The sequence below is a fragment of the Propioniferax innocua genome, assembly GCF_006716235.1.
GTDB lineage: Bacteria > Actinomycetota > Actinomycetes > Propionibacteriales > Propionibacteriaceae > Propioniferax > Propioniferax innocua.
In genome coordinates, this window is sequence record NZ_VFOR01000001.1 from 1,373,919 (window position 1) to 1,400,292 (window position 26,374).

At 66.5% G+C, this 26,374-nt stretch carries 28 protein-coding genes; 11 read left to right on the forward strand and 17 right to left on the reverse strand.

From position 1 onward, the window contains the following. Window positions 1–28 precede the first annotated feature (28 nt). Together FB460_RS06475 and FB460_RS06480 are read left to right on the forward strand one after the other, a co-directional pair. Window positions 29–688 carry a hypothetical protein gene (locus tag FB460_RS06475; protein WP_142093208.1) on the forward strand — a complete coding sequence of 220 codons (660 nt, stop codon included), beginning with the start codon at window positions 29–31 and terminating at the stop codon, window positions 686–688. 45 nt (window positions 689–733) lie between these two features. Next, complete coding sequence (locus FB460_RS06480) at window positions 734–1,210, forward strand: cupin domain-containing protein (protein WP_142093209.1); 477 nt, start codon at window positions 734–736, stop codon at window positions 1,208–1,210. A gap of 106 nt (window positions 1,211–1,316) precedes the next feature. Here the strand turns inward: FB460_RS06480 and FB460_RS06485 are convergent, their stop codons facing one another. The 3 genes from FB460_RS06485 to FB460_RS06495 all read right to left on the reverse strand — a co-directional run bounded on the left by FB460_RS06485 (window position 1,317) and on the right by FB460_RS06495 (window position 3,350). After that, window positions 1,317–1,859 carry a dihydrofolate reductase family protein gene (locus tag FB460_RS06485; RefSeq protein ID WP_142093210.1) on the reverse strand — a complete coding sequence of 181 codons (543 nt, stop codon included), beginning with the start codon at window positions 1,857–1,859 and terminating at the stop codon, window positions 1,317–1,319. Window positions 1,860–1,875: 16 nt separating this feature from the next. Next, complete coding sequence (locus FB460_RS06490) at window positions 1,876–2,412, reverse strand: YceI family protein (RefSeq protein WP_142093211.1); 537 nt, start codon at window positions 2,410–2,412, stop codon at window positions 1,876–1,878. Window positions 2,413–2,540: 128 nt separating this feature from the next. Then, window positions 2,541–3,350, reverse strand: a complete 810-nt coding sequence (locus FB460_RS06495) for an HAD family hydrolase (protein ID WP_170209974.1) — start codon at window positions 3,348–3,350, stop codon at window positions 2,541–2,543. A 44-nt stretch (window positions 3,351–3,394) separates the two neighbouring features. On the opposite strand from FB460_RS06495, the gene FB460_RS06500 reads away from it, so the two are divergent. Then, window positions 3,395–4,159, forward strand: coding sequence for a hypothetical protein (locus FB460_RS06500; protein WP_142093213.1), 765 nt, complete (start codon window positions 3,395–3,397; stop codon window positions 4,157–4,159). 23 nt (window positions 4,160–4,182) lie between these two features. Here FB460_RS06500 and FB460_RS06505 read toward each other — a convergent pair whose 3' ends face one another. Next, window positions 4,183–5,544: an MFS transporter gene (locus FB460_RS06505; RefSeq protein ID WP_170209975.1), complete on the reverse strand. Its 1,362-nt coding sequence runs from the start codon at window positions 5,542–5,544 to the stop codon at window positions 4,183–4,185. 161 nt (window positions 5,545–5,705) lie between these two features. Here FB460_RS06505 and FB460_RS06510 point away from each other — a divergent pair, with 161 nt between their 5' ends. The 4 genes from FB460_RS06510 (at window position 5,706) to FB460_RS06525 (ending at window position 8,884) form a co-directional block, all read left to right on the forward strand. Then, on the forward strand, window positions 5,706–6,353 hold the full coding sequence (locus tag FB460_RS06510) for a GOLPH3/VPS74 family protein (protein WP_142093215.1): 648 nt from the start codon (window positions 5,706–5,708) through the stop codon (window positions 6,351–6,353). A gap of 13 nt (window positions 6,354–6,366) precedes the next feature. Continuing rightward, window positions 6,367–7,158: a peroxide stress protein YaaA gene (gene yaaA, locus FB460_RS06515; protein ID WP_142093216.1), complete on the forward strand. Its 792-nt coding sequence runs from the start codon at window positions 6,367–6,369 to the stop codon at window positions 7,156–7,158. A gap of 7 nt (window positions 7,159–7,165) precedes the next feature. Next, on the forward strand, window positions 7,166–7,903 hold the full coding sequence (locus FB460_RS06520; RefSeq protein WP_142093217.1) for a helix-turn-helix transcriptional regulator: 738 nt from the start codon (window positions 7,166–7,168) through the stop codon (window positions 7,901–7,903). A gap of 165 nt (window positions 7,904–8,068) precedes the next feature. Next, on the forward strand, window positions 8,069–8,884 hold the full coding sequence (locus tag FB460_RS06525; protein WP_142093218.1) for a VOC family protein: 816 nt from the start codon (window positions 8,069–8,071) through the stop codon (window positions 8,882–8,884). Between the two features lie 18 nt (window positions 8,885–8,902). Here FB460_RS06525 and FB460_RS06530 read toward each other — a convergent pair whose 3' ends face one another. Further along, window positions 8,903–9,082 (reverse strand): DUF6767 domain-containing protein, encoded by a 180-nt coding sequence (locus FB460_RS06530; protein WP_142093219.1) that lies wholly within the window; start codon window positions 9,080–9,082, stop codon window positions 8,903–8,905. Between the two features lie 154 nt (window positions 9,083–9,236). Here FB460_RS06530 and FB460_RS06535 point away from each other — a divergent pair, with 154 nt between their 5' ends. Beyond that, complete coding sequence (locus FB460_RS06535) at window positions 9,237–10,487, forward strand: alpha/beta fold hydrolase (protein ID WP_142093220.1); 1,251 nt, start codon at window positions 9,237–9,239, stop codon at window positions 10,485–10,487. A 25-nt stretch (window positions 10,488–10,512) separates the two neighbouring features. On the opposite strand, the gene FB460_RS06540 is transcribed toward FB460_RS06535, so the two are convergent. The 5 genes from FB460_RS06540 to FB460_RS06560 form a co-directional block, all read right to left on the reverse strand. Then, window positions 10,513–11,388 carry an ion transporter gene (locus tag FB460_RS06540; RefSeq protein ID WP_142093221.1) on the reverse strand — a complete coding sequence of 292 codons (876 nt, stop codon included), beginning with the start codon at window positions 11,386–11,388 and terminating at the stop codon, window positions 10,513–10,515. An 89-nt stretch (window positions 11,389–11,477) separates the two neighbouring features. Next, window positions 11,478–12,662: an acetylornithine deacetylase gene (argE, locus tag FB460_RS06545; RefSeq protein WP_142093222.1), complete on the reverse strand. Its 1,185-nt coding sequence runs from the start codon at window positions 12,660–12,662 to the stop codon at window positions 11,478–11,480. Between the two features lie 69 nt (window positions 12,663–12,731). Then, on the reverse strand, window positions 12,732–13,991 hold the full coding sequence (locus tag FB460_RS06550; protein WP_142093223.1) for an MFS transporter: 1,260 nt from the start codon (window positions 13,989–13,991) through the stop codon (window positions 12,732–12,734). A 100-nt stretch (window positions 13,992–14,091) separates the two neighbouring features. Continuing rightward, on the reverse strand, window positions 14,092–15,135 hold the full coding sequence (locus FB460_RS06555) for a CPBP family intramembrane glutamic endopeptidase (RefSeq protein WP_142093224.1): 1,044 nt from the start codon (window positions 15,133–15,135) through the stop codon (window positions 14,092–14,094). Between the two features lie 12 nt (window positions 15,136–15,147). Continuing rightward, a complete protein-coding gene (locus tag FB460_RS06560) occupies window positions 15,148–16,053 on the reverse strand; it encodes an ArgP/LysG family DNA-binding transcriptional regulator (RefSeq protein ID WP_142093225.1) in 906 nt (301 codons plus the stop codon). A gap of 70 nt (window positions 16,054–16,123) precedes the next feature. On the opposite strand from FB460_RS06560, the gene FB460_RS06565 reads away from it, so the two are divergent. Next, window positions 16,124–16,717: a LysE/ArgO family amino acid transporter gene (locus FB460_RS06565; RefSeq protein WP_246044259.1), complete on the forward strand. Its 594-nt coding sequence runs from the start codon at window positions 16,124–16,126 to the stop codon at window positions 16,715–16,717. A 6-nt stretch (window positions 16,718–16,723) separates the two neighbouring features. Here FB460_RS06565 and FB460_RS06570 read toward each other — a convergent pair whose 3' ends face one another. The 7 genes from FB460_RS06570 to FB460_RS06600 form a co-directional block, all read right to left on the reverse strand. Continuing rightward, entirely contained in the window at window positions 16,724–18,931 is a 2,208-nt protein-coding gene (locus tag FB460_RS06570; RefSeq protein ID WP_142093226.1) for an ATP-binding protein, read from the reverse strand. A gap of 59 nt (window positions 18,932–18,990) precedes the next feature. Next, a complete protein-coding gene (locus FB460_RS06575; protein ID WP_142093227.1) occupies window positions 18,991–19,644 on the reverse strand; it encodes an MOSC domain-containing protein in 654 nt (217 codons plus the stop codon). Between the two features lie 15 nt (window positions 19,645–19,659). After that, on the reverse strand, window positions 19,660–20,301 hold the full coding sequence (locus FB460_RS06580; protein WP_142093228.1) for a 3-oxoacid CoA-transferase subunit B: 642 nt from the start codon (window positions 20,299–20,301) through the stop codon (window positions 19,660–19,662). Window positions 20,302–20,304: 3 nt separating this feature from the next. Next, window positions 20,305–21,138 carry a CoA transferase subunit A gene (locus FB460_RS06585; protein ID WP_142093229.1) on the reverse strand — a complete coding sequence of 278 codons (834 nt, stop codon included), beginning with the start codon at window positions 21,136–21,138 and terminating at the stop codon, window positions 20,305–20,307. 173 nt (window positions 21,139–21,311) lie between these two features. Beyond that, window positions 21,312–22,478: a peptidoglycan recognition protein family protein gene (locus FB460_RS06590; RefSeq protein WP_211345857.1), complete on the reverse strand. Its 1,167-nt coding sequence runs from the start codon at window positions 22,476–22,478 to the stop codon at window positions 21,312–21,314. A gap of 210 nt (window positions 22,479–22,688) precedes the next feature. Next, window positions 22,689–23,813, reverse strand: coding sequence for a M23 family metallopeptidase (locus FB460_RS06595; RefSeq protein ID WP_142093230.1), 1,125 nt, complete (start codon window positions 23,811–23,813; stop codon window positions 22,689–22,691). A gap of 343 nt (window positions 23,814–24,156) precedes the next feature. Next, window positions 24,157–25,089 (reverse strand): GlxA family transcriptional regulator, encoded by a 933-nt coding sequence (locus FB460_RS06600; RefSeq protein WP_142093231.1) that lies wholly within the window; start codon window positions 25,087–25,089, stop codon window positions 24,157–24,159. Window positions 25,090–25,171: 82 nt separating this feature from the next. Here FB460_RS06600 and FB460_RS06605 point away from each other — a divergent pair, with 82 nt between their 5' ends. Then, window positions 25,172–25,783, forward strand: coding sequence for a DJ-1/PfpI family protein (locus tag FB460_RS06605; protein ID WP_142093232.1), 612 nt, complete (start codon window positions 25,172–25,174; stop codon window positions 25,781–25,783). 32 nt (window positions 25,784–25,815) lie between these two features. Next, window positions 25,816–26,259 (forward strand): nuclear transport factor 2 family protein, encoded by a 444-nt coding sequence (locus FB460_RS06610; protein WP_142093233.1) that lies wholly within the window; start codon window positions 25,816–25,818, stop codon window positions 26,257–26,259. Window positions 26,260–26,374 lie beyond the last annotated feature (115 nt).

A 26,374-nucleotide genomic window follows, 5' to 3' on the forward strand; every position in this document is an offset into this window, starting at 1 on the left:
CCCCGGCTGGGACACCGCCGTCGCCGCGGTGACCCTGCTGGTGTTCTGGGGGTGTTACTGGGCCGGTACGACGCTGAACGAATGGTTCCTCGCCGTGGGCGTGGTCATCGTCGGAACGCTCATCCCGGCCATCGTGGTGTTCCGCCGTGGTGAGGGCTGGGCCGGTCTGGGTGTGCGCCGACGCTTCTGGGTCGTTGCGCTGATCGTCTCCGCCGTCCTGGGCATCGGCTCGGTCCCCTACCTTCTGCAACTGACCCAGGTACACGGTACGGCCGCCACTCCCCACCTGTTGGCGAACCTGTTGGTGCTGTGGGAACCCCTGTTCGTCTTCGGTTGGCTGTTCGGCCGATGGGAACGCGCGTTCGGCTGGCTGCCGGCCATCGTGCTCACCGCGGCGGGATTCGCCCTGCAGCATGTGGGCTCGGTGCCTCTCACCGCGGCTCTGGGTTTCGGCGGGTTCGCCATCGTCTATGCCGTCGCGTTCGCCACGGTCCGCAACCTGCTGATCCTGTGGCCCCTGTTCTATCCGGTGGGCAGCGCCATCGGCACCCTGCAAGCGGGGCATCCCATGGGTTGGCCCGACGTCCTCTGGGGCGCTGGTCTGATCGCCGTACAGGCCCTCGCCCTGGGGATGATTCGACGCTGGCCCGCCCGCCCCCGGGAACAAACCGCGCGCGGCACGTGTTGAACTGGGTGACGAGAACAGCACGACGAGGAACCACGAGGAGGAGTCATGGCCATTCATGACAACGGCCCCAAGCCGCACGCGTTCGACATCGAGGCCGAGACGCTCGCGAACGAGAACTACCGCACCACCGTCTGGACCGGCAAGTACCTTCAGGTGACGCTGATGACCATCCCTGTCGGCGGCTCGATCGGCCTGGAGGTTCACCCCGAGACCGACCAGTTCCTGCGCCTGGAGGCGGGCAAGGGCAAGTGCGTCATGGGTCCGGCCGAGGACAACCTCGATTTCCAGCAGGACGTGGAGGACGACTGGTCCATCCAGGTACCGGCCGGCATGTGGCACGACGTCATCAACACCGGTGACGAGCCGCTGAAGCTCTACACCGTCTACGCCCCGGTGCACCACGCCCAGGGAATCGTCCATCCGACCTTCGAGGACTCCGAGGCCGACGAGGAGTCGGGCAAGGACGTCCCACCGGAGTGGACCGTGCAGCCGGGCACCCAGCCCGCCGACGGCCACGCCTGAGCCACATCACGCAGAAACCAAAGCCATGACGCCCCGGCCGCACCGGGGCGTCGTGCGTTCCCGGGCGACGCCAGCCCGCGCAGAGGCCGACTACAGCACGCGATGACTACAGCACCCGATAGGTCGCATGCACAACACCGGCCTCGGTGCCGTGGGTGGCGCGTAGCTCCAAATGGACATCCCGGTCGGACGCCAGCAGCGGGATCCCGCCGCCCAACAGCACCGGCATCGTGGCGATCGTCAACTCGTCGACGAAGCCCCGCCGCAGAAATGCCGGCAACACCGTGGTTCCCTGCACGAACACCTCACGGGCCCGCACACGGTTCAGCCATGCGGCTGCCTCGTCGACACAGCGCACCACCGGAACTCCCTGCCCATCGGGCATCGAGGCGGACAGCACGACCGGCTCGGCGTCCCGACACCACAATCCCAACTCGTGACGCCGTTCGTAGCTGCCTCGCCCCATCACGACGTGGTCGATCACCGGATGGAACGTGCCCCATTCGTGCGCCGCGCGACTCCCCATCCCCGGTTCATGCCGACGGCCGAGCGCGGGTGGTTGTGTCCGCCACGACACATCGCCGTTGGTCCGCGCGACGTAACCGTCAGCGCTCACCATGACGTACGCGCGCCCCCGCCAGAACCTCATGCGCGCATCTCACCGTTCACAGGACGACGCGGACCTCCACCGCAACCTCATCGGCGAGCTTGAGTGCCCCCATCATCGCGCTGAACGGTTTGATGCCGAAGTGGCTCTGCGTGATGGTTCCGGTCAGCACATGGGCGTCGCCGTCGGCCCTGACGTCGAACGATTGCGGCGCCGTGGTGCCGTGGAGCGTCAGCTGCCCGTCGACGCGTCCCGCATCCCATGTGCCACCGATCGATGTGGAGACGTAGGTGAGCTGCGGATGGGTGGCGACACCGAGACTGTCGGCGGCATTCGCGATGATCTGCTCGTGGTCCTCCTCTGTGGTCGGCTTCGCTCCGCCGGAGGAGCTGACGACCCGCAAAGTGGTCAGGTCGGCCGTGACTCGCAGGGCGCACGCGTCAACGGTCTCGCCCGCGTCGAGCTTCGCTCTCCACGTGTCGACGCCGAGGGTGAGGTCATGGCCCATCCGGGCCATCGCTCCCCTGCAAGTTGTGTGCAGCCGCAGATCGCCCTGATCCGGCCCGATCTCATGGATGCCTGGAGTGATCGTCATGTCTCCAGTGTGCCGCGCCCGGCCCAACAACACACCGAACCTGTCATGCGGCGGCCCAGGTCGTCGGCAGGAGTCGGCCCCTGCGGCGATGACTCCTGCGGCGATGACTCCTGTGGCGACAGGGCCGGTCAGAAGATTTCAGCGAGGACTTCGGCAACACCATCGCGGTCACAGCTCCGCGCCGTTCGGTCGGCTACCGCATGCGCCTCGGGAACCGCATTGGCCATGGCATAGCCGACTCCCGCCCACATGAGCATGTCCACGTCATTCGCGGCGTCGCCGAAGGCCCAGACGCGGTCTCGTTCCACGCCGAGCCTCTCGCACAGCAGCGCCAGCCCCGAGGCCTTCGTGACGCCCGGCCCGGTGACCTCAATGAACGGCGCCCCCGAGGTGGTGATCTGGCATTCGGGAAGGTCGAGTGATTCGACGAGCTCGAACAGGGACTGCGCCCCCATACCGGGGTGCCGAAGGACGAGCTTCGAACAATCCTCGGCCATGATCCCGTCGAGGTCGACGATCTTCATCTCATCCATACGCCGGTGATGATCTGTGTATTCGGCGATCTCCACATAGTCGGGCTCGGCCCGGAACCACTCTCCGACAGGGCCGACGCAGGCGAACAGCACCTGGGCATTGGCCGCGCGCACTGTCTCGGCGATATCACGCACCGTGGCGGCTTCGAGAGGCTGTGTGAACAACACATCGCCGGTGCGCAGATCGACACCCAACGCCCCGTTGCTGCAGATCACCGGCCCCGAGATCCCGGCATGAGCGGCGATGACCCGGGCGCTCTTGAGCTGCCTGGCAGTCGCCGGAACCACCGGAACCCCGGCCGCGACGGTACGTGCGATCACCTCACGGGTCACATCACTGACGGTCTTGTCGGTGCGCAGGAGAGTGTTGTCCAGATCGGTCGCGATGAGCTCAGGGCGTTGCATACCCTCCATTGTCTCCGGTTGGCACCGGAAGGCAGGATGGCTGTGTGAGTCTTGATGAGATCGGTATGGGCGATGGCCCCGGCACCTCCGACACTCTGGGGAATCCCGGACACCGCCCCCGACGCCGAAAGTGGATGCGCATCATGCTCATCACCTCCGCACTCATCCTCGTGGCCGGGATCTTGTTCATCATCATCGCTCCACAGGTACAGAAGGCACACCTGAACCGGACCATGCCCAAACAGGCCCAGGCTGCTCGAGAAGAGGCCCTGCCCGCATTCGAGAACTCCCTCGGTGTCACGCGCGGACCGGTCGGCTCCATGCTCGACGACCAGCGTCCCAACAAATCGCTGACCTACTCCATGTGCTGGACCGAGCCAAAGGGCGTCCTGGCCGATTCCTTCCACTACAACTGCCAGTTCACGACACTCGATTTCTACGAGCTTCCCGACGACGTCGCCCTGACGCCCCAGGCTGGGCCCGCCGGAGACCCCCGCTACGGGCTCACCTACCCCGACGCACTGGCCAATGCCACCGGCAAGCCAGTGGCACCCAACCTGCCATCGATGATGTTCGTCACCGATCAGGCCGCCAACACCGACGAGGTCGCCGACAGCTGGATGCTCACCGAGTCCCTCCCCAGCCATGCCGCCAGCGATGCCTTCGACACCAAGGAACTCGTGGCCGGAGCTGCCTCTGAGCTCGACCCGGGCCGCAGCCACCTGGTGCTCCGCCACACCCAGCCCTACTTCGACCAGGACATCGGCTGCCGGGCCGGCGTCCCACTGTTCTGCAACTCACCCATGTGAACCAAGCGCCACAGCAGCCAACCTCACGCGCCGCAACGGCGACGCCCCGCGATGAACATCACCACCCCGGCCACAGCCATGACCACCGCGACCCCGGCGAAGGCGATGATCAGCGTCTGATCGGTGGGGAAGGACCGCCCGTCGATCAGGACGCTCCCCTGCACCATCAGCCCGGCATACAGCGAACCGGCCGCGCCCATCCCGACCATGCGTGACGTGGTGCCGACGCCCTGCACGGTGGAGGTCTCGCGTCGGGGCGCATGCGTCACCAACAACAGTGCGAGCCCGGACATCAGGATCGCCAGGCCGAACTGGACGAAGGCGTACCCGAGGATGATCTCGATCAGTTGCCCCCGGAAAACGATCCGGTAGGTGTACCCGAGCGCCACGATCAGCAGACCGGTGCCGAGCACCTTCTCGGTGCCGAACCGGCGACTCGCCCACGTGGTCGGACGGGGCGCCAGCAGCATCGCGGCGTTGCCACCGAGCAGACTGAGCCCGGCCACCAGCGTGTTGTGGTCCAGTCCGTACGGCAGGTCGCGCGGGGCCTGTACCTGCAGCACCGAGGTGAGCAGGCTCAGGAAGATCCCCAACCCGGTGATGAAGTTCAACAGATAGCCGAAGGCGACCCACGGCACCCGCGCGGTACGCAGATTGATGAGGGGATCCTTCGCGCGCCACTGACTGATGGCCCACGGCACCGCGACACCGACGCAGCCCAGCAACAGCCCCCACACCATCGGATGTCCCACCCCGATCCGGGGAGCCTCACTGATGGGAACCATCAACAACCCGAGGGCCAGGGCGAACCCGATGGCACCACCCACGTGGATGCGGCCATCGCGCCCGCCCGAATCCGCCGGAATCTTCACCCACACCAACACGAAGGCCAACAACCCCAGGCCCGCGGTGAACGCGAACACCGACCGCCACTCCCAGACCATGAGCAGAACGCCCGCCAGCGTCACCCCCAAGCCGCTGCCGATACCGAGCGTCGCGCTCAACAACGACGTGGCCCCGGGCACCCGATGGTTCGGCAGGACGCGTCGGGCGATGCCGATGCTGAGCGGCACCGAGCTGTTCGCCGCCCCCTGCAACACGCGCCCCACCAGCATGACCCCGAGATTCGGCGCCACCGCGCAGATCAGGGAACCGACCGTCAACGACGCCATGGCGCCCAACAGTGTCCGCTTGGGGCCGAAGACGTCCCCGAGTCGGCCGATGACGGGCGTCAGGACCGCCCCGGCGAGGGAGTTGACGAACACGATCCACGTGGCACTTCCCGCAGAGATCCCGAACTCGTCGGGGAACAGGGGCAGGACGGGCATGGCGAGGCTGTAGACCATCGACGCCGCGATCGCGGCGGTCATCAGCACTCCCAGCACCGACTCTCCTCCCCTCGCGACCCACGCCGCACCGCAATCCGGTGGCCTCCGGAGGCTAGCGCGCCCCGCGCCGGGCCGCGTCGGTCCCATGCCGATCCGTGAAACATGCAGTCCGGCAGCACCTCGTTCCTTGGCGCCCGGGACGCCAGTAGGCTGCAGACATGATGATCGCCGAGGACCTCCTGCTCCTCCTCACCGACGACGAGACCGGACGCATGACCGGGTCGTTCATCGACTACGCGCTCGCCGGTGCCGTCCTGGCCGATCTGGCACTGATGGGGCGCATCCGTCTCACCGAGAAGGGCGAGCAGGGCGTGCGCGCCAACCGCGTCATCGTGGTGGACGACTCCCCCACCGGCAACGACCTCCTCGACGACGCACTGCGGCGGCTCGGCGAGAACGCGCGGTTCCGTTCCTCGACGATCAGCCGCCTCTACCGTCACGTACGCAAGCCCCTGCAACAGCGTCTGGTGGACGCCGGAGTCCTGCGCCCCGAGCAACACAAATTCCTCGGCTTCCCCTACACCCGCTACATCCAGGTGGATCCCGGCCCCGAGCTCGACGCGCACGTCCGGCTGCACCGTGCTCTCGTCGACGGTGAGGCCCCCGATCCGTCCACGGCATCGCTCATCGGCGTCCTCTCCGCACTCAACATCACCCATCGGATCGTTCGACGCGGGGACCGTCGCGCCATGAAGAAACGTGCGAAGGAACTCCGCAAGCAGAACTGGGCGGCCGAGGCCGCTTACAAGGCGATCCAGTCAGCCAGGGCCGCGGCGTCCTCCAGCGCCGCCGGCGCCGCGAGTTGAGTAGGTTGGACCGATGCTGACGTTGCTCTCTCCCGCGAAATCGTTGGACTTCGAATCGGCGCTCGCCACCCGAAAGCATTCCGAGCCGCGCATGCTCGACGATTCGAACGAACTCATCGAGGCGCTGCGCACCAAATCGGTGGGCGACATCGCCAAGCTCATGAGCATCTCCGACGAACTCGCCGCCCTCAATGCGCAGCGCTACGCCGAGTTCCAGACCCCGTTCACCCCGCAGAACGCGCGAGCCGCCATCCTGGCGTTCAGTGGGGACGTCTATCAGGGCCTGGACGCCGCCGACCGGTTCGACGAACGCGACTTCACCGAGGCACAGAAGACCGTACGCATCCTCTCGGGCCTGTACGGGGTGTTGCGTCCGCTCGACCTGATGCAGCCCTATCGCCTGGAGATGGGAACGAAGCTGGCCACCGAGCACGGCAAGGACCTGTACGCCTTCTGGGGCAGCCGGATCACCGAGCTCCTGCGTCAGGATCTGGCCGACTCCCCCGGCGCCGACGCCGTGGTGAACCTCGCCTCCAACGAATACTTCGGCGCCGTACGGCCCGCCGAACTCGACGCCCCGGTGATCTCACCCCGCTTCGAGGACGAGAACGAGAAGGGTCAACGCAAGGTCATCTCGTTCTTCGCCAAGCGCGCCCGTGGCGCCATGGCCGCCTGGCTCGTGACGCATCGCGTGCGCAGGCTCTCGCAGCTGAAGGACTTCGGCGAGCTGGGGTACCGCCACGACGAGGCGTCCTCCACCAAGGACCAGCCCGTGTTCTTCCGAGCCTTCGCCGACAGGGTGTGATGCGGCGATGGTCCAGCCGACGGAGTCCCCATTCATCGCCGACGCGCTGGACCTCGCCCGGGAACGTGCAACCGAAGGTGTCACGGTCGCGGATCTGGCCGCCCATGTCGGTTACAGCCCGTTCCACTTCAGCCGACTGTTCTCCGCAGCCACCGGCATCTCCCCGGGCCACTTCGTGACCGCCCTGCAGATGGATGCCGCCAAGCGTCTGCTGTTGGACGGCGACGCTGCGGTGATCGATGTGGCCACCGCCGTGGGTTTCGATTCATTGTCGAGCTTCAGCCGACGCTTCAAGTCCACCGTGGGGGTGACCCCCGGTGGGCTGCGGCAACTCGCCGACCGTGTGGCCGACCGACCGCCCCGCCCCTTCCGGATCAGCGGCGATATCGACACGGAGGTAACAGTGCATCTGGACGTTCCCGCGGGAACGCGACCGCCGGGCGAGATGGCGCTGTGGGTCGGCTGGTATTCAGCACCGGTTCCGGTGGGGCTGCCCAACGCCGGTGCGCTGGTGACCGACGCCGATCATGTCGTCCTCCCGCTCTGCCCGGGCGCCCCCTGGCTCCTGGGATTCGCCGTCCCCACCCATGCCGGCCCCCGCGATCACCTGACGCCGACACGTCCCCTCGTCGCCCGGCTCCGTGAACCGATCACCGCCCCGGGACGCGCGACGCTGAGGTTCGCGCTCGCCGGACCGACCAGCCCACCCCTGCTCTCGGCCCTTCCATCCCTCTGCCGCACCTGACCTTCCCTACATCCGACGCAGGCCGCACGATCGGACAATCACCGACGCCGAGCAGTGCGTAGCGTCGACCACACCTGTACATCCACCAACAGACCAGGCCGACTTGACCGGCCAGATCAACCGGCCGGTGAGCCCCGGCCCACGCGAATCGCAGGAGGAGACATCATGACCAACACCCATCAGCCGGTCGGCACACCGGTGTGGCTCGATTTCGGGTCCAACGACTTCACCGCCAGCAATGCCTTCTACGCAGGACTGTTCGGCTGGGACTTCGAGGATTCCGGCCCGGAGTTCCACCATTACGCCATGATCCAGAACAACGGCGCCGTCATCGGTGGCGCCATGGACACCTCGGGCATGACCTGCCCCGAGGGCGGCGAGATCCCGAGCGTGTGGGACCTCTATCTCAGCGTCGACGATCTCGAAGTCCGACTCGACAAGGCCCGCGAGAACGGCGCGACCGTGATCGTCGAACCCGGTCAGGTTGGCGATGCCGGACGCTTCGCGATGGTGGTCGACCCATCCGGGACGCCGATCGGCATGTGGGAGCCGAACCAGCTCAGCGGCTACGACTTCACCGGAGCGCCCGGCTCACCGGTGTGGTTCGAGCTCATGACCTCCGACTTCGACCGGGCCGTAGATTTCTACACGAAGGTCTTCGACGCCGAGTTCGTTCCCATGCCCGAATCCGAAGGTTTCTACGTGACCAACGGCACCGGGGATGCCACCAAGTTCGGCGTCTGCAATGTGCTCATGTGGGGTGAGAACCCCGGTGCACCGACGCCGGGACGTCCCAACAACTACTGGCGCATCTACCTGAACATCGAGAGTCTCGATCCGGCGCTCGAGAAGGTGCGCGAACTCGGCGGGCAGGTGCTCGATGGGCCGGAGGAGTCCCCGTTCGGCCGGCTTGCGACGGTCGCCGACCCTCAGGGCGCGTTCTTCCAGCTGATCGCCACCAGTGAGGTCAGCGGAGCGTGAACCCGCGGCGTCGGGGGTTCACCTCGCCGTGGACTCCCGACGCTGTTCGGCGCGGATCTCGTTGAGTCGTTCCACGAGCTCGGGGTCCTGCCGCACCAACCACACCAGGCCGCAGTCCTGCGGTCCCGTTGCTCCCGGGTAGCAGAGGCTGCACGGATCTCCGGGGCGCACCGGGCACTTCGGCTCCACTCTGCTCATATGACCACTCTACATGTGTAACTAATTGGCCTCGTTCGACCGCGCACCCACCGTCCGCCCACCCCACCTCGACGTTGTGCCGCGCAGACACGGCACAACGTCAAGGTGGCAGCCCCGTGTCACCCACGTCTCGGCGCGGGTCTACCGTGGGGCCATGAAGTCAGTGGAGACACGTGTACCCGGGTTGGTTCTGGTCGATCACGAGATGCAGGTTCCACTGCGTCATGCAGATCCTGACGGTGAGCAGATCACCCTCTTCGCCCGCGAGGTCGCCCGTCACGACGGGCGCGATCTCCCCTTCCTGGTGTTCCTGCAGGGTGGCCCGGGCAACGAGGCGCCCCGACCCACCGGCGATCCGGCGTCACCGAGTTGGCTTCCCCGCGCTCTGCAGGACTTCCGCGTCCTCATGCTCGATCAACGTGGCACCGGGCAGTCGACGCCCATCGGCCCACACACCCTCGAGGGCCGCAGCGTCGAGGACGCCACCGAATACCTGACTCACTTCCGCGCCGACGCCATCGTCAAGGACTGCGAACTCATGCGCGAGGCCCTCGGTGTGGAGAAGTGGAGCCTGCTGGGCCAATCATTCGGCGGGTTCACCTCCATCCACTACCTCTCGGTGGCGCCCGAGGGTCTGGCGTCGGCGTACATCACCGGTGGGCTGACGCCGGTCGGGCACACCGCCGATGACATCTACCGCACCACCTTCGACATCATGCGGGAGCGCTCCGCCCGCTACTACGACCGATTTCCCGCCGACCGTGAGCGCATGCGTCGAATCATCGACCTGTGCGCAGCAGGTGAGATCCACACCCCCGCCGGCGACCGAGTGACGCCCGAGTGGTTCCGCACCATCGGTCTACGGCTCGGCGCTCTTCCCGGCGCGGAGGACATCCACTACCTCCTGCAGCGTGATCCGCGGTCGTCACAGTTCCGCCACGACCTGCGCGCCCTGCTCCCGTTCAGCGGACGCAACCCGCTGTACTACGTGCTGCACGAATCCTCGATGGCCGACGGTGTCGCGACGCAGTGGGCCGCCCACCGCGTCCAGCCCGACGACTTCACCGAAGACCTGACGCTCTTCACCGCCGAGCACGTCTACCCGTGGATGGCCGAGGTCGACTCGGAGTTGGCGCCCTATGCGGAGGTCGCCGCTGGTCTGGCGCAGCACTCCTGGCCGCAGTTGTACTTCCCCGAGCGCCTGGCGCAGAACACCGTGCCGGTGGCTGCGTCGGTGTACACCACCGATGCGTACGTACCACTGGAGATGTCGTTGGAGACCGCGGCGATGATCCAGGGGATCCGCCCGTGGATCACCAGTGAGTTCGAGCACAACGGGCTGCGCTCCCATGGCGGCAAAGTGCTGGATCGGCTGATCGCCCTGGCAGACGACGAGGTCGCCTGACCCTTTGGGCCAGCCCGGCCTCGACTCAGGCCTCCGGCCTCTCGCGGCGCAGGTGGTCGACCTCGTTCTGCAGGGAGTCGATCTTGACGTCCATCTTCTGCAGCATCTCCATCACGTCTTCCTCGCTGACGCCGCGGCGGGCCTCGTAGGCGTCCTCGAGGCTGGTGATGATGACGCCCACGACGAAGTTCACCACCACGTAGGTGGCACAGATGACGAAGGCGATCGTGTACCACAGCCCGTAGGGCGACGCGTCACGCAGATCGTGCAGGATGTCGTTCCATCCCTCCAGCGTGAGGAGTTCGAACAGGGTCAGCATGCCCTCGCCGATGTCTCCGAAGCGTTCGGGCACGGCGTCGGCGAACAGCAGGTAGCCCAGAACCGCGTAGATGTAGGTGCCGAGGGCGATGATGCTGCCCAGGCTGAAAGCCGGTGCGATCGCGCGTCGGATCCCCTCCATCAGCACCGCCACATCGGGCATGATCCGCAACAGACGTGCCACGCGGAGCAATCGCACCGCACGCAACACCGTCACGTGCTGGGCCATGTGCGGAAGTCCCGCGACCACCACCACGATGGTGTCGAACACATTCCACGGGTTCGCGAGGAAGCGTCGCGGGTTGAACCCGTACGCGGTGAAACGCACCAGCAGCTCGAGCCCGAAGAACACCACGATCGGCCAGTCCAAGACCTCGAGGACCTGTAGTGCGGAAGATCCCTCCTCCAGGTAGGTCTGGGCACCGATGGTCACCGCGTTCAGCACGATCACCGAGATGACGAGGATCTCGAACGCCCTGCTCTGACAGACTGCTATGGCCCTGCGCTGCCATGACGGCTGGGACGCGCGAAGCTCGGGAGCCACCGTGATCGATGCCGTCCACAGCTTGTCTGACCAGCCCATACCCTGCCTTCTTCGGATCGTCCACCCATTGCCCCATCCGGTTCCCTCTGGCGGGGCGCCCGCAGGTTACTCCTTGGGCGACGCCGAAATCACCCCGCCCCGTTCTCCACGCGCAGTGACGCGACCAGGTTGTCGATGAAGGCCTCACAGGCCATGAGTTGTTCCAGCGCGACTGACTCATCGGCGGTGTGCGCGTCAGCGATGTCACCGGGGCCGACGATGACGGCGTCCACACCGGACTCGGAGAACTGCCCGGCCTCGGTGGCGTAGGTGACCTTTTCATCCGATGGAATGCCACCGAGCTCGTGGGCCATGAGCGTGGCCGGCGAGCCGGGGGCCGTGTCGAGCCCCGGCACCGACGCCAGGACCTCGAAGGTGACCGACGCCGAGGCATCCTCGGCCTGCATCGCCTGTTCGATCTGTGATGCATGCCCGCGGATCTCATCGATGATGTCTTCCCGCGGCCCCTCCGCCGGAATGGAGCGCACGTCCACCAGCACGCGGCATTCCTCCGCGACGGTGTTGAACGCGATCCCGCCCCGCACGAGATTGGACCCACCGGTGGTGTGCGGGATGACGAACTCGTGGTCGAAGGGCCCCTCGGTGCGCCACCGATCGGCCCGCTCCCGAACCCGGGTGATGAACGAGGCCGCATGCTCCACTGCATTGACCGCTCGTGGCGACAACGACGAATGCGCAGCGACACCCCGGAAGGTGACCTCCATGCAGTTCACCGACTTGTGCCCCCGGATGACCTCCATCATCGATGGTTCCCCGATGAAGGCGATGCGCGGCGCGATCCCGAGGTCGGCGATCTCCTTCACCAACACATCCCCACCGCGGCACCCGACCTCCTCGTCGTAGGTGAGGGTCAGATGGATGGGCTCGGACAAAGGTGTTGCGGCCATATCGGCCAACCGGTCGACGCAGATGCCGATGAAGCCCTTCATATCGGCCGACCCGCGCCCGTACAACCGGCCATCCCGGATCTCCGGGGCGAACGGCTCGGAGGCCCACTCCTGGCCCTCGACGGGCACCACATCCGAATGCCCCGACAAAACGATGCCACCCGTGGTGGCCCCGTCATACGCCGGGACGGTCACCACGAGATTGGCCTTTCCCGGATCGGTGGCGTGGGGCAGCACATGATGGACCAGCCCGAGCCGTTCGGCTTCGGCCACGACCATGTCGATGACCGGACGGTTCGGATCACGACTCACCGTGTCCGCCTCGATCAAGCGGGTGATCCATGTCAGGGCGCGCGGAGTATCCATGCGGTCACACTACAGACGCGGCCACACTGCAGACGCAGCCATGTGGCCGGTGCGATCACGGGCCGGTCGTCAGTAACCGCGATCACTGAACGGCCCCCGTGGCGGACGCGGGGTCACCCCGGGGATGAACATGAACGCCCAGATCGACGCGATCACCGCCAGGGAGCCGGTCACCGCCGAGGCGGCCGCCAGCGTCGCGATGGCCGTCACCCCCGAGACCACGGCGGGAGCGAGCAGGCGGCCGAAGCCCTGCATGGCGTTCCAAGCCGCGAGATGACGGGTCCGGCCCTGCTCGGGCGATATGTCGATGCCGAGCGTCATGACGATTCCGGCCCCGAATCCGTTGCCGAGGGCGATCGCGATGGTGCTGGCGGTGAGGATCGCCGTGGCATGCTGCTCGGCCGGGATCATCCAGACAAGGACCGCGGTGAACACATAGGCCAGTCCCATCACCGCAAGGCAGGGCACGAGCACCGCGGCGCGTCCGAACTGATCCATCAGCGCCCCGGCCGGCAGGAACATGGCGATCTCGATCGCAGCACCCACGGCGAACACGAACGAGATCGTCGCGGCGTCGACGCCCATCGACGCACCCAACAACGGAATGATCAGCGGACGCGCCAACCTGCCGATGGTCAACGGAACCGTGGCCAGCCCGGCCTTGACGATCAACAGCACATCGACCGGTTGGGCGTCGGCGCCTCCGACGTCGGCGCGTTGCTGTGCCTCGTCACCGGGCAGCATGCCCCAGGCGACCAGGACGGTGGCGAGCGTCATACCGACCCCGTGGACCACATAGATCCACGGCAGGCCGCCGACGGCGATCGCCGCTCCACCCACAGCCGGACCCAGGATCTGCCCGATGCGGAACATGCCGCCGAAGATCGACATGCCACGGGCCCGATGCTGTGGCGGAAGATGTGCTCCCAGATAGGACTGCCGGCCGATGATCCAGAACTGGTCGGTGAGGCCAAGCACGGTCAGCACTCCGAGGAACGCCACCTGGTGGGTTGCGCCGGAAGGCCCGGCCAAGGCATCACGCACCAGGGCGAAGGCCCCCACAGCGGTGACGATCTGGATGAGCCCGGTGGCGATGATGGCTCGCCGCGAACCGACGCGGCCCATGAGGCGACCCACCGGGATCGGGCCCAGGACACCGAGCACTCCCCCGATCAGGGTGACCGCGGCTGCTTGGGAAACCGAGAAGCCGAGCTCCAAAGCGATCAGCGGGATGATCGGCAGCATGGCCGTCATGCCCATCGACTGAACCAGGGTGGGCAGGTAGACCGGGAGGATGAGCGGGCGAAGAACCTCGGATACCCTCAGCACCGCCCGTCCTCTCCATCGTCATCTCGCGAAAATCACGCGTGACTCCCCATTCTCCCAGCCGGGCAAACTCGCAGGGCCGAGCTCCGTGGCGGACAGCCCCTCAGCGCAGCCCCCTCGCGTCAGGAGGCAGCGCGGTTGAAGGGCCACGGTTCATCATCGGGGCACGCAGGTGGGGCTTACGCCTGGCGATGAGCCAGATCACCAGCGCCAACAGCGCCAGGACGGCGATCATCAGGAGCATGACGGGACTACCTGTCCCCATACTGCGATCCATGTCCAGGCTCTGGCCGAGGAGAATCGCCACCACCAGGGACACCAAGTTGTTGGCCACGTGGACCGCGATGGCCACTTCCAGGCCTCCTGTGACATGCACGATGAACGCCAGGATGATGCCGAAGGAGAAGTAGTAGAGGATCAGCCACGGGTCGGAGGCGAAGTGCATGGCCGCGAACAACGCCGAACTGACGACCATGGCGATCGGAACGCTGAACCGACTGCGGCGGCATGCGGCGGTCACCACACGCATGGCGAATCCGCGAAAGGCATATTCCTCACCGGCGGCCTGAAGCGGAATGAGGATCAGGGTGACAGCCAGATAGAGCACCGTCTCGGTGCTCGCGCGTGCCTCCCCCGCCTCGTCGGAGAGAAAAGTCGTTCCGCCCAGGTAGGCGGCGAAGAAAGCCAACAGCGGCAGGAACGAGAGCAGCAGCACCTTCCAACGGAACCGGCCCGCCACCGACGACAACGGTCTCACCCCATACAGCCATCGTTGGAGGAGCAAGGTCATCGGAATGTACAGCGCCAGGGAGAACAGGCTGACCCCCAGCAGCCCCGGCGACATGCCGACGTCGTCGAGCCCACGCTGCCCCAGCATCATCTCGATGACCACCACCGGGATCGAGAGGATGCCGCCCAGCACGAACATTCCCAAGGTGATCGACAGCAGGGAGACGAGCGTCTTCCACCACGCACGAGGCTCACCGGCGAGCGCCCAGAAGTACGGCACTGCCCCCAGGCGATGAGCCCCTCCACGTACAGGGAGCGGCGGCGCCGAATGATGCGCGCCGGTCGGGAGCGCGCTGTCTGGTGGATTCGGTGCCGACTGATTCGGCATGGGTGGCTGCGACACGGGCTGCTGCGACATGGGCACTCCTGTTCAGTTCATTTCCACGATATCGCCCAGCAACGCAGCATGACGGCGAACGCTCTGTTCCAGACGTGCCAGCGCCGGCGTGTCGGTGGACCACCGCTGGAAGTAAAGCTGGACGTGACTCTCCTCGATACCCGGCACCACGGCCAGGTCGGCGTCGGTCATGGCGAAACGTGCTCCGGCGAGCTGCAGCGTGGCCACCATCCCCCACCCCAGACCATCGGCTATCGCCCGCACGAAAGCCTCCGATGAGGGGATGGTGTGGTGCGGAGGGTCGATGTGTCCGAGCACGTCACGAAAGGCCGCCAACTGCTCGTGTTGCAGGTCGTCCTTGGGCGAGAACATCACCAGGGGGCAGCGTGCAAGATCGACGCCGCCGTCAGAGGTTCCGAACTCCTCCAACAGCGTCGGGGCGATCATCGGCCGGAACCTCATGGAGCCGAGCGGGACGATTCGACACCCGGCCACCGGTTTCGCCGAGGTGGTGATCGCCGAACTGACCTCGCCGGACTGCAGCAGGTGCCGCGAGTGGTCCTCGTCCTCCAGGTGCAGGTACAGCGAGACATCACGCCATGCATGGGCCTCGGCAAGGACCCCGGTGAACCACGTCGACACCGAGTCGGCGTTCACCGCGATGGCGAGTTCATGCGTGTCCTCGGGGCCCTGCCCCATTTCGGCCATTGCGCTCCGATGCAGTTCAAGCACCTGCCGGGCCAGGCGCAGCATCGGTTCGCCCGACTCGGTGATGTGGATGGGAACGGTGCGATGCACCAATACCTTGCCCACCTCGCGCTCCAATGCTCGGATGCGCTGACTCACTGCGGGCGCAGTGATGTGCAGCTCCTGCGCCGCCCTTTCGAACGTTCCCGATTCGACGACCTGTGCCAGCGTTCGCAACTGCCCCACATCCATAAAAGAATCTTAGGTTTCCAAAGAAACATTCGTTGGTCTTTTCGTGCGGGGATGGTTACGTTTTCACAACGTGGAGGTTTATCTGTCGGGCATCGTCACCGGGCTGGCGATCATCATGGCCATCGGGGCCCAGAACGCATACATCCTGCGTCAGGGCATCCGACGCGAGCACATCGGCGCAATCATCGCCGTGTGCCTTGTGAGCGACGTCCTGCTCATCAGCGCGGGCACCGCCGGCTTCGGCGTGCTCGTGGAGCGCCTGCCCTGGCTCGTCGACGTCATGAAGTGGGGTGGCATCGGCTACCTCGTCTGGTTCGCCATCACCTCATTCCGTTCAGCCGCCAAACAGGAATCGGTGAACCTCTCCGGAGACGGCAAGACGCTGCGCACCGCAGTGGTCACGACCCTGTCGCTGACGTTCCTGAACCCACAGGCCTACTTGGACACGATCGTGCTCCTCGGCGCCGTGGCCAACCAACACGGGGCCGAACGATGGGACTTCGCCGGCGGCGCCATGACCGCCTCGGTCATCTGGTTCCTCGGCTTCGGCCTGGGCGCCCGAGCCCTCGCACGCCCACTCAACCGCGCGTCGGTCTGGCGCAGCATCGATATCGGCGTCGGTGTCATCATGCTCGCCATTGCCGGAAAACTGCTGTTCGTCTGACGCGCGTCACCGCTCCGCGAGCGTCTGCCGCGCATACCAGGAGGCCACCTCGGCCCGGGACCGAAGTCCGAGTTTGCCCAAGATCCTGTGCACATGCCCTTCGGCCGTGCGCTGACTGATGAACAAGGTCTCGGCGATCTCCCTGTTCGACAGCCCCTCACCCAGGCACGCCAACACCTCCCGTTCACGCGGACTGAGCTCTCCCAGACCAGGCGGCATCGACGCATCGACGCCATCGACGAGAACAAGGACCTCCTGCACCGCCCGGCGGACCGGAATCGGACGCACCTGCTCGTCACGGGCCACCGGTCCGCACCGCGCATGTTCCTCCGCCACATGGGAGCCGAAGGCTGCCGGAGTCGTGCCGATGCGCTCCCAGACGCCGTCCAGCACCCGCTGCAGAGCTGCTGCCTTGGCGGCGTCGCCACGGGCCACCCGAACCCACACGAGCACCAGCGTCGACACCGCGACACAGATGCCATCAGCGAAACCGAGCTGCACCCCGATGGCACCGGCGACCGCACGTTCTGCCTCCACCAGCTCACCCCGGTGCCAGTGGGCCAAGCCTCGGATCCACAGGCCATAGGCCCGGTTCCAATGCTCCTCATGCTCTTCCGCCAACCGAATGAGCCGCTCGGTGGTCTCCAGCGACTCGGCGTGCATACCGGCGTAGGTCTGCGCCATGCCGAGCTGGAACATGGCCGACATCGCAAGCCCCTGCTCCCCCAGCTCCCGGCACATCTCGATGGCGGCCTCGTATTCGGGTACCGCCGCCGAGCAGTCGCCACCGAACATGTGCCCCAACGCTCCAACGAGCCGGTGACCGGCACGGGCGAGGGGATCTGTGGAGGGACCGGCAGCGGCCAGGTGCTCAAGCCCCGCCTCCAGGTCACCCTGCAACATGCACACCCAGGCCGCGACCCACTCCGCATTGGCCCGACGCTCCGGCGACAATGAGTTCGAGGCGAGCACCCGCTCGAACCACACCCGACCGTCGCTCAGGTGTCCGCCGCTGATCCAGTGGTAGAGCAACTGTGTGAGCAGATCTGCCGCCTGATCATGTTTGGCCGGTTCGGCCATCGCCCACCGCAGACCGGCCACGATGGTGCCGTGTTCCAGACGCCACGTCTCGAGCGCCTCGGCCTGCCCGGGCCCCACCCAGCCCTTCATCATCTCGCGGGTGGAGCGCAGCGTGAACGCCAACAGGTTGTCGCGGCACTGATCGGCCTCGCCATATTCCTCCAGCCGTTCAGCGCCGAAGTCACGAATGGTCATGAGCTGTCGATAACGGACACGGTCGCCATGCTCCACCTGCAGCAGCGATTTACAGACCAGCCCATCCAGCAGGTCGAGCACTGACTCGCGGTCGAGCTCACCGAACCCACAGATGTCCTCGGCCTGACGCAGCCGGAACGACCCGTTGAACACCGACAACCGAGCCCACATCTTCTGCTCGGCCGGAGTGCACCGTTCATGGCTCCATTCGACCATCGCGCGCAGTGTCTGGTGCCGTTTGGGACGCTCGGCACCACCCTTGGTGAGCAGCCCGAAACGTTCGTGCAGACGCTCGTTCAGCTCCGAGGCCGACAACACCGACATGCGAGCAGCCGCCAGCTCCAGCGCCAACGGATGCCCGTCGAGCCTCCAACAGATCTCGGAGACGTCATCCATATTGCTGCTGGAGATCTCGAAGTTCGAGTTGTACTGCCGGACCCGGCGTCGGAACAGAACACAGGCGTCCGCATCACGAACCTCCGCCAGCGAACTCCCCTCCGGGGGCAGCCCGAGCGGCGGGAGTTCGTGGATGTGCTCCTCACCCACCTCCAAGCGCACCGTGCTGGTGGCGAGGATCGATACCCCCGGGCACTGTTCCAGGATCGTCACGACCAGATCCACGACACCACCGAGCACGTGCTCACAGTTGTCGAGGATGATCGTCGAACACCCTTCACCCAGATGTCGCACCACACGTTCGGTGGCGGTACGTGTCGACTGTTCGGCGGCGTTCAACGTCGCCGCCACCAGAGGGGCCACACCATCGTCTGCCGTGATCCGAGAGAGATCGACCAGCGGGCAGCCCCATGAGTTCTGCAGATGCAGCGCGACCGCCGTCTTGCCCATGCCGCCCAGACCGACGATCGTCACCAGCCGATGCTGGTCCATCAGGGCCTCGATGGCGCCGATGTCAGCAGCCCTGCCCTGAAGCTCAGGCATCGAGACCTCCTCGTCGTCGCGGCGGTTCCTCGATCCTAGGGCTCACCTGCAGCGCGATCTCACCGTTCCGCAAGGCGGGCCACATGCCGCTGGTGGTACATGGGTGGCAGGCAGGCCGCGTCCACCAGGCGTCGCATCGCGTCCACATCTCCCATGGCTGCGGCGAAGGCCTCACCCATGGTGACGTCGTGCTCAGGGCTCCCCCGCAGCTCGAAGACATCCCCCGCACAGATCACCCCCGGCTCGACGACGCGCAGGTACGTGCCGGTGCGACCACGACCGGTGATGCGCCTGATCCAGCCGGGTTCACCGACCCAACCGGCGAAGGTGCGGCAGGGTGTACGGGGCACCGACACCTCCAGCAGCGCCGATCCGATGCGGACCTTCTGGTTGATGACCAGCGCCTCCAGATCGACGCCGATGGTCGTGAGATTCTCGCCGAACGCCCCATCGGCGAGTTCTCGGCCGAGCTCCGAACTCCAGTGGTCGAGCTCCTCACGGGCGTAGGCGTACACGGCCTTCTGCGCTCCGCCGTGATGTTTCGAATCCCCGACGGTGTCCCCACGCACACCCGAACCGTCGCCGTAGGACGGACCGGGCTCGAAGACCTCCAGCGAGGGAACCGGTTGTTTGTCGATACCGGACATCCGGTCCGCGCCGCCGGGATCACGGCGGGGAAGACCGACATTGGTGCTCAGGACGCGGGGCTGCATCCGCTCACGATAGCGTCAGCCGGCGGTCTTGACCGTGACCTCGGCGTCGGTCTTCCCCACCACTTCGTCCGCCGTCACGCCGGGGGCGAGTTCGACCAGATCGAAGCCGTTGCCGGTCACGTCGAGAACACCGAGATCGGTGATGACGCGCGTCACCACAGCCTGCCCCGTGAGCGGCAGGGTGCACTCGCGCACGAGTTTGGCGGCACCGTCACGGGACGTGTGGTCCATGAGCACCAGCACCTTGCGAGCACCATGGACAAGGTCCATCGCACCACCCATGCCCTTGACCATCTTCCCGGGAACCATCCAGTTGGCGAGGTCACCGTTGGCGGCCACCTGCATACCGCCCAACACGGCCACATCGAGATGGGCTCCACGGATCATCGCAAACGACAGGGATGAGCCGAAGAAACTCGCCCCTGGCATCGTGGTGACGGTTTCCTTGCCCGCGTTGATGAGGTCCGGATCCACTTCGTCGTCGTACGGGTAGGGGCCGACGCCCAGGATGCCGTTCTCCGAGTGCAGCACGATGCCGGCGTCGGCGTCGATGTGCCCCGGGATGAGGGTGGGCATGCCGATGCCGAGGTTCACGTACTGACCCGGCTTGAGTTCTGCGGCCGCGCGTCCGGCCATCTGGTCACGTGTCCATGCCATGGTTCAGGCCTCCTCGGGGCGGGTGGTGCGCTTCTCGATGTTCTTGTCCGCGGCCTGCTCCGGCGTCAGCGCGACCACACGATCGACGAAGATGCCCGGCAGATGGATGTCGTCCGGAGCGATCTCGCCTGCCTCGACGACCTTCTCGGCCTCGACGATCGTGATGCGCCCGCTCATGGCCGCTTCGGGGTTGAAGTTGCGTGCGGCCGCGTGGAAGCGGCAGTTGCCACGGGTGTCGACCACCGATGCCCGCACCAGCGCGAAGTCACTGACGATGCCTTCCTCCAGGACCATCTCACGGCCATCGAAGACGCGGGATTCCTTGGCTGGGGACTCCTCGACCACATTGCCATCGGCGTCATGACGCCAGGGCAGACCACCGTGCTGGATCGGCGTCCCCACCCCCGAAGGGGTGAAGAAGGCACCGACACCGGCACCGCCCGCGCGGAGGCGTTCGGCGAGGGTCCCCTGCGGCGTCAGCTCCACGGTCAGCTCGCCGGAGAGGTACTGGCGTGCGAACTCCTTGTTCTCCCCCACGTACGACGCGGTGATGCGGTCGATGCGGCCGCCCTCCAGCAGCAGCCCGAGGCCGGTGCCGTCGACACCGCAGTTGTTGGAGACGACCTTGAGCCCGTCGGCGCCCTGGGCGAGCAGGGCGTCGATGAGGACGCTGGGGATGCCGCAGAGCCCGAAACCACCAACGGCCACACGGGCCCCCGCCGGGATGTCCGCAACAGCCGCAGCGGCATCGGCCACGACCTTGCTGGGATTGTGGGCGGCGAACCCTGCGGCCTCACGCTGAGCCTGCGGGTGCTCACCCGAGACGGTGTCGCTCATGCTGCTCCTTCGAAGACGGACGACGGATGGCCCCACATTAGCAGCTCAGTTAGCAACGGGTAACTGGAAGGGGTGAGGGCTCGACATGTGCGCATCGAGACATGCGCGGCCTGGGCATATGCGTCCAGCCCTCACCCTGTCGCCATGGCACCGGGCACCCGGCAGAGCACCGGTCAGACGGTGACCAAGCCCTTCCAGGTGATGGGACCGGCGATGGCATCGGCATCGAAGTGCTGGAGCTCCTGGAACTCACGCACTGCCTGATCGGTGGCCGAGCCGAACACACCGTCGACCTCCAGCCGGGCACCATGCTTGTTGAGCAACTCCTGCAGACCGATGACGGCCGAGCCGCTGTCCCCCTGACGCACGACGACGATCAGGGCGGGCCAGGTCTCCTGCCCGACCGCCCCATCGACGCCCAGGCCATTCGCGGATTGGAATTCGAAGATCGCCTGCTCGGTGGCCGGGCCGAAGGAGGTGTCGGCCTCGAGCTGCCAGCCATGATGCTGGAGCAGACGTTGGACCGCGAGAACGGCGTTGCCGCTGTCACCACGCTTGGTGACAGGCCAGCTCATACCGGGATCCTCGGGCTGCTCCGGCTCGGGTGGGGGCGTCGGCGCGCCGCCACCGCCAGCCAGGGCGGCGTCGACATCGGCACGCAGCTGACCCAACGCCCCGTAGAAGGCACTGCCGGGGCAGGCGGTCGACGAACAGTCACGGTGACCGATGATGGCGCTGGAATCAAGCCCGTACTGACGGCAGAGGTAGGCGATGAGCTGGACGAGCGCCGCCCACTGTGCATCGGTGGGCAGTTCGCCCTCGTAGCGTCCCTCGTTCTCGATACCGATGGTCTCGCGGTTGCAGCCGGCGGCCTGGATGCCTTCGATGAAGTAGGAGCCGTCTTGAGCGGCAGCCAGGGAGCCGTGCCGCCCCTCCAGGACGTAGCCGCCGCGGCTCACCGAGAACTGCTGGCCGCTGTCGGCCCATCCGTTGTTGACGTGCCAGCTCTGGCAATCGCGGGCGATCTTGAACGCGGCTTCCTGCGAGTAGTCGGTGACATTCGGCGAATCCATGTGGTGCACCACGATCTTGGATGGCCGGTAGTTCAGCCGGTTGATGGCGATGTCACCGTTGGGCGCATTGGCGCCCCACTCCTCAGTGGAATAGATGCGCAGATCGTTGGCCGCTGCGGTGGGCAGGTTGAGCGCCGAGAGGCCGGCGACGCTCGCGGCTCCGATGCCGGCAGCGCCGAACAGGACGGCACGTCGGCTCAGGACCGTCCGGCCCAGGCTGCCACGCTGCGTGTTGTCACGGTTGAGGAACAAGGGTGCAGAACTCATGTCGATCTCCGGGGGGTGGGGGGTGTCTCGACCTGCCCGGGACGCTACGCATGCCCGCATGATGCGAACAGCCCTCAGCGGCTGGAAGTTTCCCCGGAGGTTTCCGCAGCTGCGGCGACGCCCGGTGCCCGATGGACGAGACGGCCCGCCACCTCCATAGGGAGATGACGGGCCGCAGCGCGGTGAGCACCGGGTGCTCACCGACGTGACTCAGGCGCCGGGGTTCTGGCTGACGATCGAGGTGCCCTCGACATAGTTGGTGCCGGCCTCGACGGTGTTGGGGGTCTCGAGCGAGACGTAGCCGTCGCAGGCGACGATGTTCCAGTGGAGGTGCGGTCCGGTCGACTGCCCGGTGGTACCGAGCTCACCCACGTACTGACCGGTCTGCACCCGGTCCCCGACCGAGACGCCGATGCTGTTCATGTGCGCGAGCTGCGTGCAGCGATTGTCGCCATGGTCGATGTAGACGGTGTTGCCGTACCCATCACCACGGTCGGACGCCACCTTGATGATTCCGGGACCGGTGGCCAGGAGCGGCGTTCCCAGCGGGAGCGCGAGGTCAACCGCATGGAAATTGTTCGCATTGTTGTGCGAGAAACTGCCGTAGGGCCCCTGGGTCACAGGAACCTCGGTGCCGTTGGCGAACGGCAGGTGGAACTGTCCATGGAACGGGTATTCACCTTCGCCCGCGCCGGGATCCTCTGGAGCCGGCTGTTCTGGGGCACCGCCCTCACCGCAGATGGGCAGCGTCGAGGAAGCGGTGGCGTCCAGCTCTGCGAACGCCTCGGACATGAAGCCTTCAGCCGTGCGCAGCCACCAGTCGGAGGTACGCCCGGCATCGTTGGTGTGCGAGGTGCCCTGCACCCAGCATTCGGCCTCGGTGCGGCCGCCATCGGCCACCGAAGCGAGGGCACGGGAGTCGGCTGACGCGCCCTCACGGACGTTGACCGAGCCGCCGAAACCGGTCGCCGTGACGCCGAACATCGGCGCGGCGGAATCGCCACAGGCCGTCATCTCGGGCTCCTGGTCCAGCCAAGCGCCGGCCACGAAACCGCCGCCACGCACGCCGTACCAGTTGCTGCTCGAACCGCGCGGCCCTTCGGCGGAGCTCCCCTCGGTCCGGCAGTGCAGTTCGATCACCGACTGATCGGGGAACATCGAGCGCACGGCAGCGTCGCCGTTGGCCTCGGAACGAACGTTGAGGTGGTAGCCCTCACCGACGGTGACGGTGGCCGGCACGGTCTCGGCGGCTGCTTCGGCCTGCGGCACCACGAGGGCAGCACCGCCCACGAAGGTGGCCAGACCGGCCGCTCCGATCGCGAACTTCTTCAGCATCTCTGGCTCCTGGGGTGTGGAGTCGGACCAGCATGGTGCGACGAATCTGATTGATCTGCCCCAGACGCTAGGGGTCCGGCCACACCGCAGCACAGCGAAGCGTCCGGGAACCTTCCCCGGAGGGTTCCGCCGAACCCGACTTGTCGCCACGTGCCCGGCTCACCGGGCCGGGCACGGCGTCAGAGTCAGAGTGCCCTGTCCCACAACATGGCCAACGGCTGTTCCGGGATGGTCAACGCTGCCCCATGGACAGCGGCGCAAAGAATCGTGCGGCCGCCCAGACCAACCACCAACATCCCGCTGTCCCTAGATGTACTGACCGGAGAGGTTGATCGACCCGTACTTAGTCAGCGCGGAAGGTGCGCCGGTAGTTCGTGGGAGTCACGTCGGTCTCTCGACGCAGGTGACGCCGTAGCGTGCTTGCTGTTCCCAAGCCGGTGCGCTGCGCAATGACGTCCATTGGCAGGCTGCTGTTTTCCAGTAGGCGTCGGGCAGCAAGAACCCGCTGGTGCAGGATCCATTGCAGAGGGGTCTGTCCCGTCTCAGCAACGAAGCGCCGCGCGAGCTGCCGTTCGGACAAGTGCGCATGGCGCGCCAGATCGGCGACGCTGAGCCTCTGCTCGAGGTGGTCCACGATCCAGTCGGTGAGCTCGGCGAAACCGTGTGTCGTGGGAGCTGCCGCTGGCTCGATGTATTGGGCCTGGCCGCCTGCTCGGTGGGGCGGTACCACCATGCGGCGGGCAATACGGGCGGCGACCCGCTCCCCAAGGTCCCTGCGCACCAGGTGCAGGCATAGGTCGATTCCGGCGGCCACGCCGGCACTGGTGGCGACCTGTCCGTGGTCCACGTAGAGCACATCGGGCTGCACCGTGATTTCGGGGTACAACCGCTGCAACTCCCCGGCGTCCTGCCAGTGCGTGGTGGCGGTCAGCCCGTCAAGGAGCCCGGTTGCAGCGAGGGCAAAGGCGCCAGTGCACACCGACGCGACTCTCGTGCCGCGCTGGTAGGCGTTGCGGAGCACCCTCAGCGTGTCGTCATGAGGACGGTGATGGGGCCGGTAGCCAGGGATGATGACCGTGCGGGCGTGGGCCAACGCATCCAGGTCATGGACGGCGCCGATGCTGAATCCGCTGGAGGTCATGACGTCATCACCGTCGGGCGCCGCCACCGCGAAGGTGTACTCCTCTTCGGCGGGATGCCCGAAGACCTGGGCAACCGTCGACAGGTCGAAGGCGACCACTCCGGGCAGGGCGAGGGCGACGACGTGGTGTGGCACGCACCGATCATGGCAGGAATTGCGCGCACTACGTCATTCCTGCCGCTCGCACTGGGCAAGGCGCCCCGGCAGGGTTGATGCCATGAGCAAGCGCATCGTGATCGACCTGTTCGACGGTACGGAGGAACTCGACGCCGTCGGCCCGTGGGAAGTGCTGTCGTACTGGACTCAGACATATCCGGCCGATGGTTGGCGGGTGGACCTGGCCACGGATGACGGCCAGCCCCGCCGCTGCGCCAAGGGACTCCAGGTGGTTCCCACCGCAGCCAAGGCAGCGGTGCCGCGCCCGGACCTCATCGTGGAGCCGGGAGGACGCGGCACCAGGGCACGCCTTGCGGACACTGACCACCTGCGGTGGCTGTGCGACGCCGCCGAGAGCGGTGCCCTGGTGAGCAGTGTCTGCGCCGGGGCCCTGATACTTGCCGCCGCAGGGCTCCTGCACGCACGCCCGGCTACCACGTACCACGCAAGGTTCGACGAGCTACTCGCCCTCGACCCGACCATCACGCCATGCCCCGACCAGCGCTGGGTCGACGATGGGCAGATCGTCACCGCGGCCGGCGTCTCGGCGGGCCTCGACATGGCCCTCCACCTCGTCGGTCGACTCGCCGGCCCCGGCCGCGCCCGACAGGTACAGGACGGCATCGAGTACCACCCGGCGCCGCCCACATGGTCAACGCCCACACACCACTGACACATCCCCTTCCCAGAGCAAGGAGCCATCACATGACCGAAACCCGTAAACCCACCCCGCCGTTCACCGCCGAAACCGCCGCCCTCAAGGTGCAGGCCGCCGAGGACGCGTGGAACACACGCGACCCCGAGAAGGTCGCGCAGGCCTACAGCGTCGACACCGTCTGGCGAAACCGTGACCAGACGATCACCGGCCGCGACCAGGTGATCGCCTTCCTCACCGACAAGTGGGATCGGGAACTCGGCTACCAACTCCGCAAGAACCTGTGGGCGTTCACCGACGACCAGATCGCCGTGCGATTCCAGTACGAATGGCACGACCATGACGGCCAGTGGTGGCGCTCCTACGGCAACGAACTGTGGCGCTTCGACGCGCACGGCTACATGACCCATCGCGAAGCCAGCATCAACGACCGTCCCATCAGCCAGGAGGAGCGACGCGTCACCCCAGGCCAGGGCGAGCTTCCCACCTGGTAACACCCCACCATCCCGCGACCGGATGCCCCTGTCTGTCGAGATGACGCGCGGTGCATGCCCCGGGGCTGGACCATCCGCGTAACAGCACCAACCAGCTGGCCGGCGACCGTAAGGT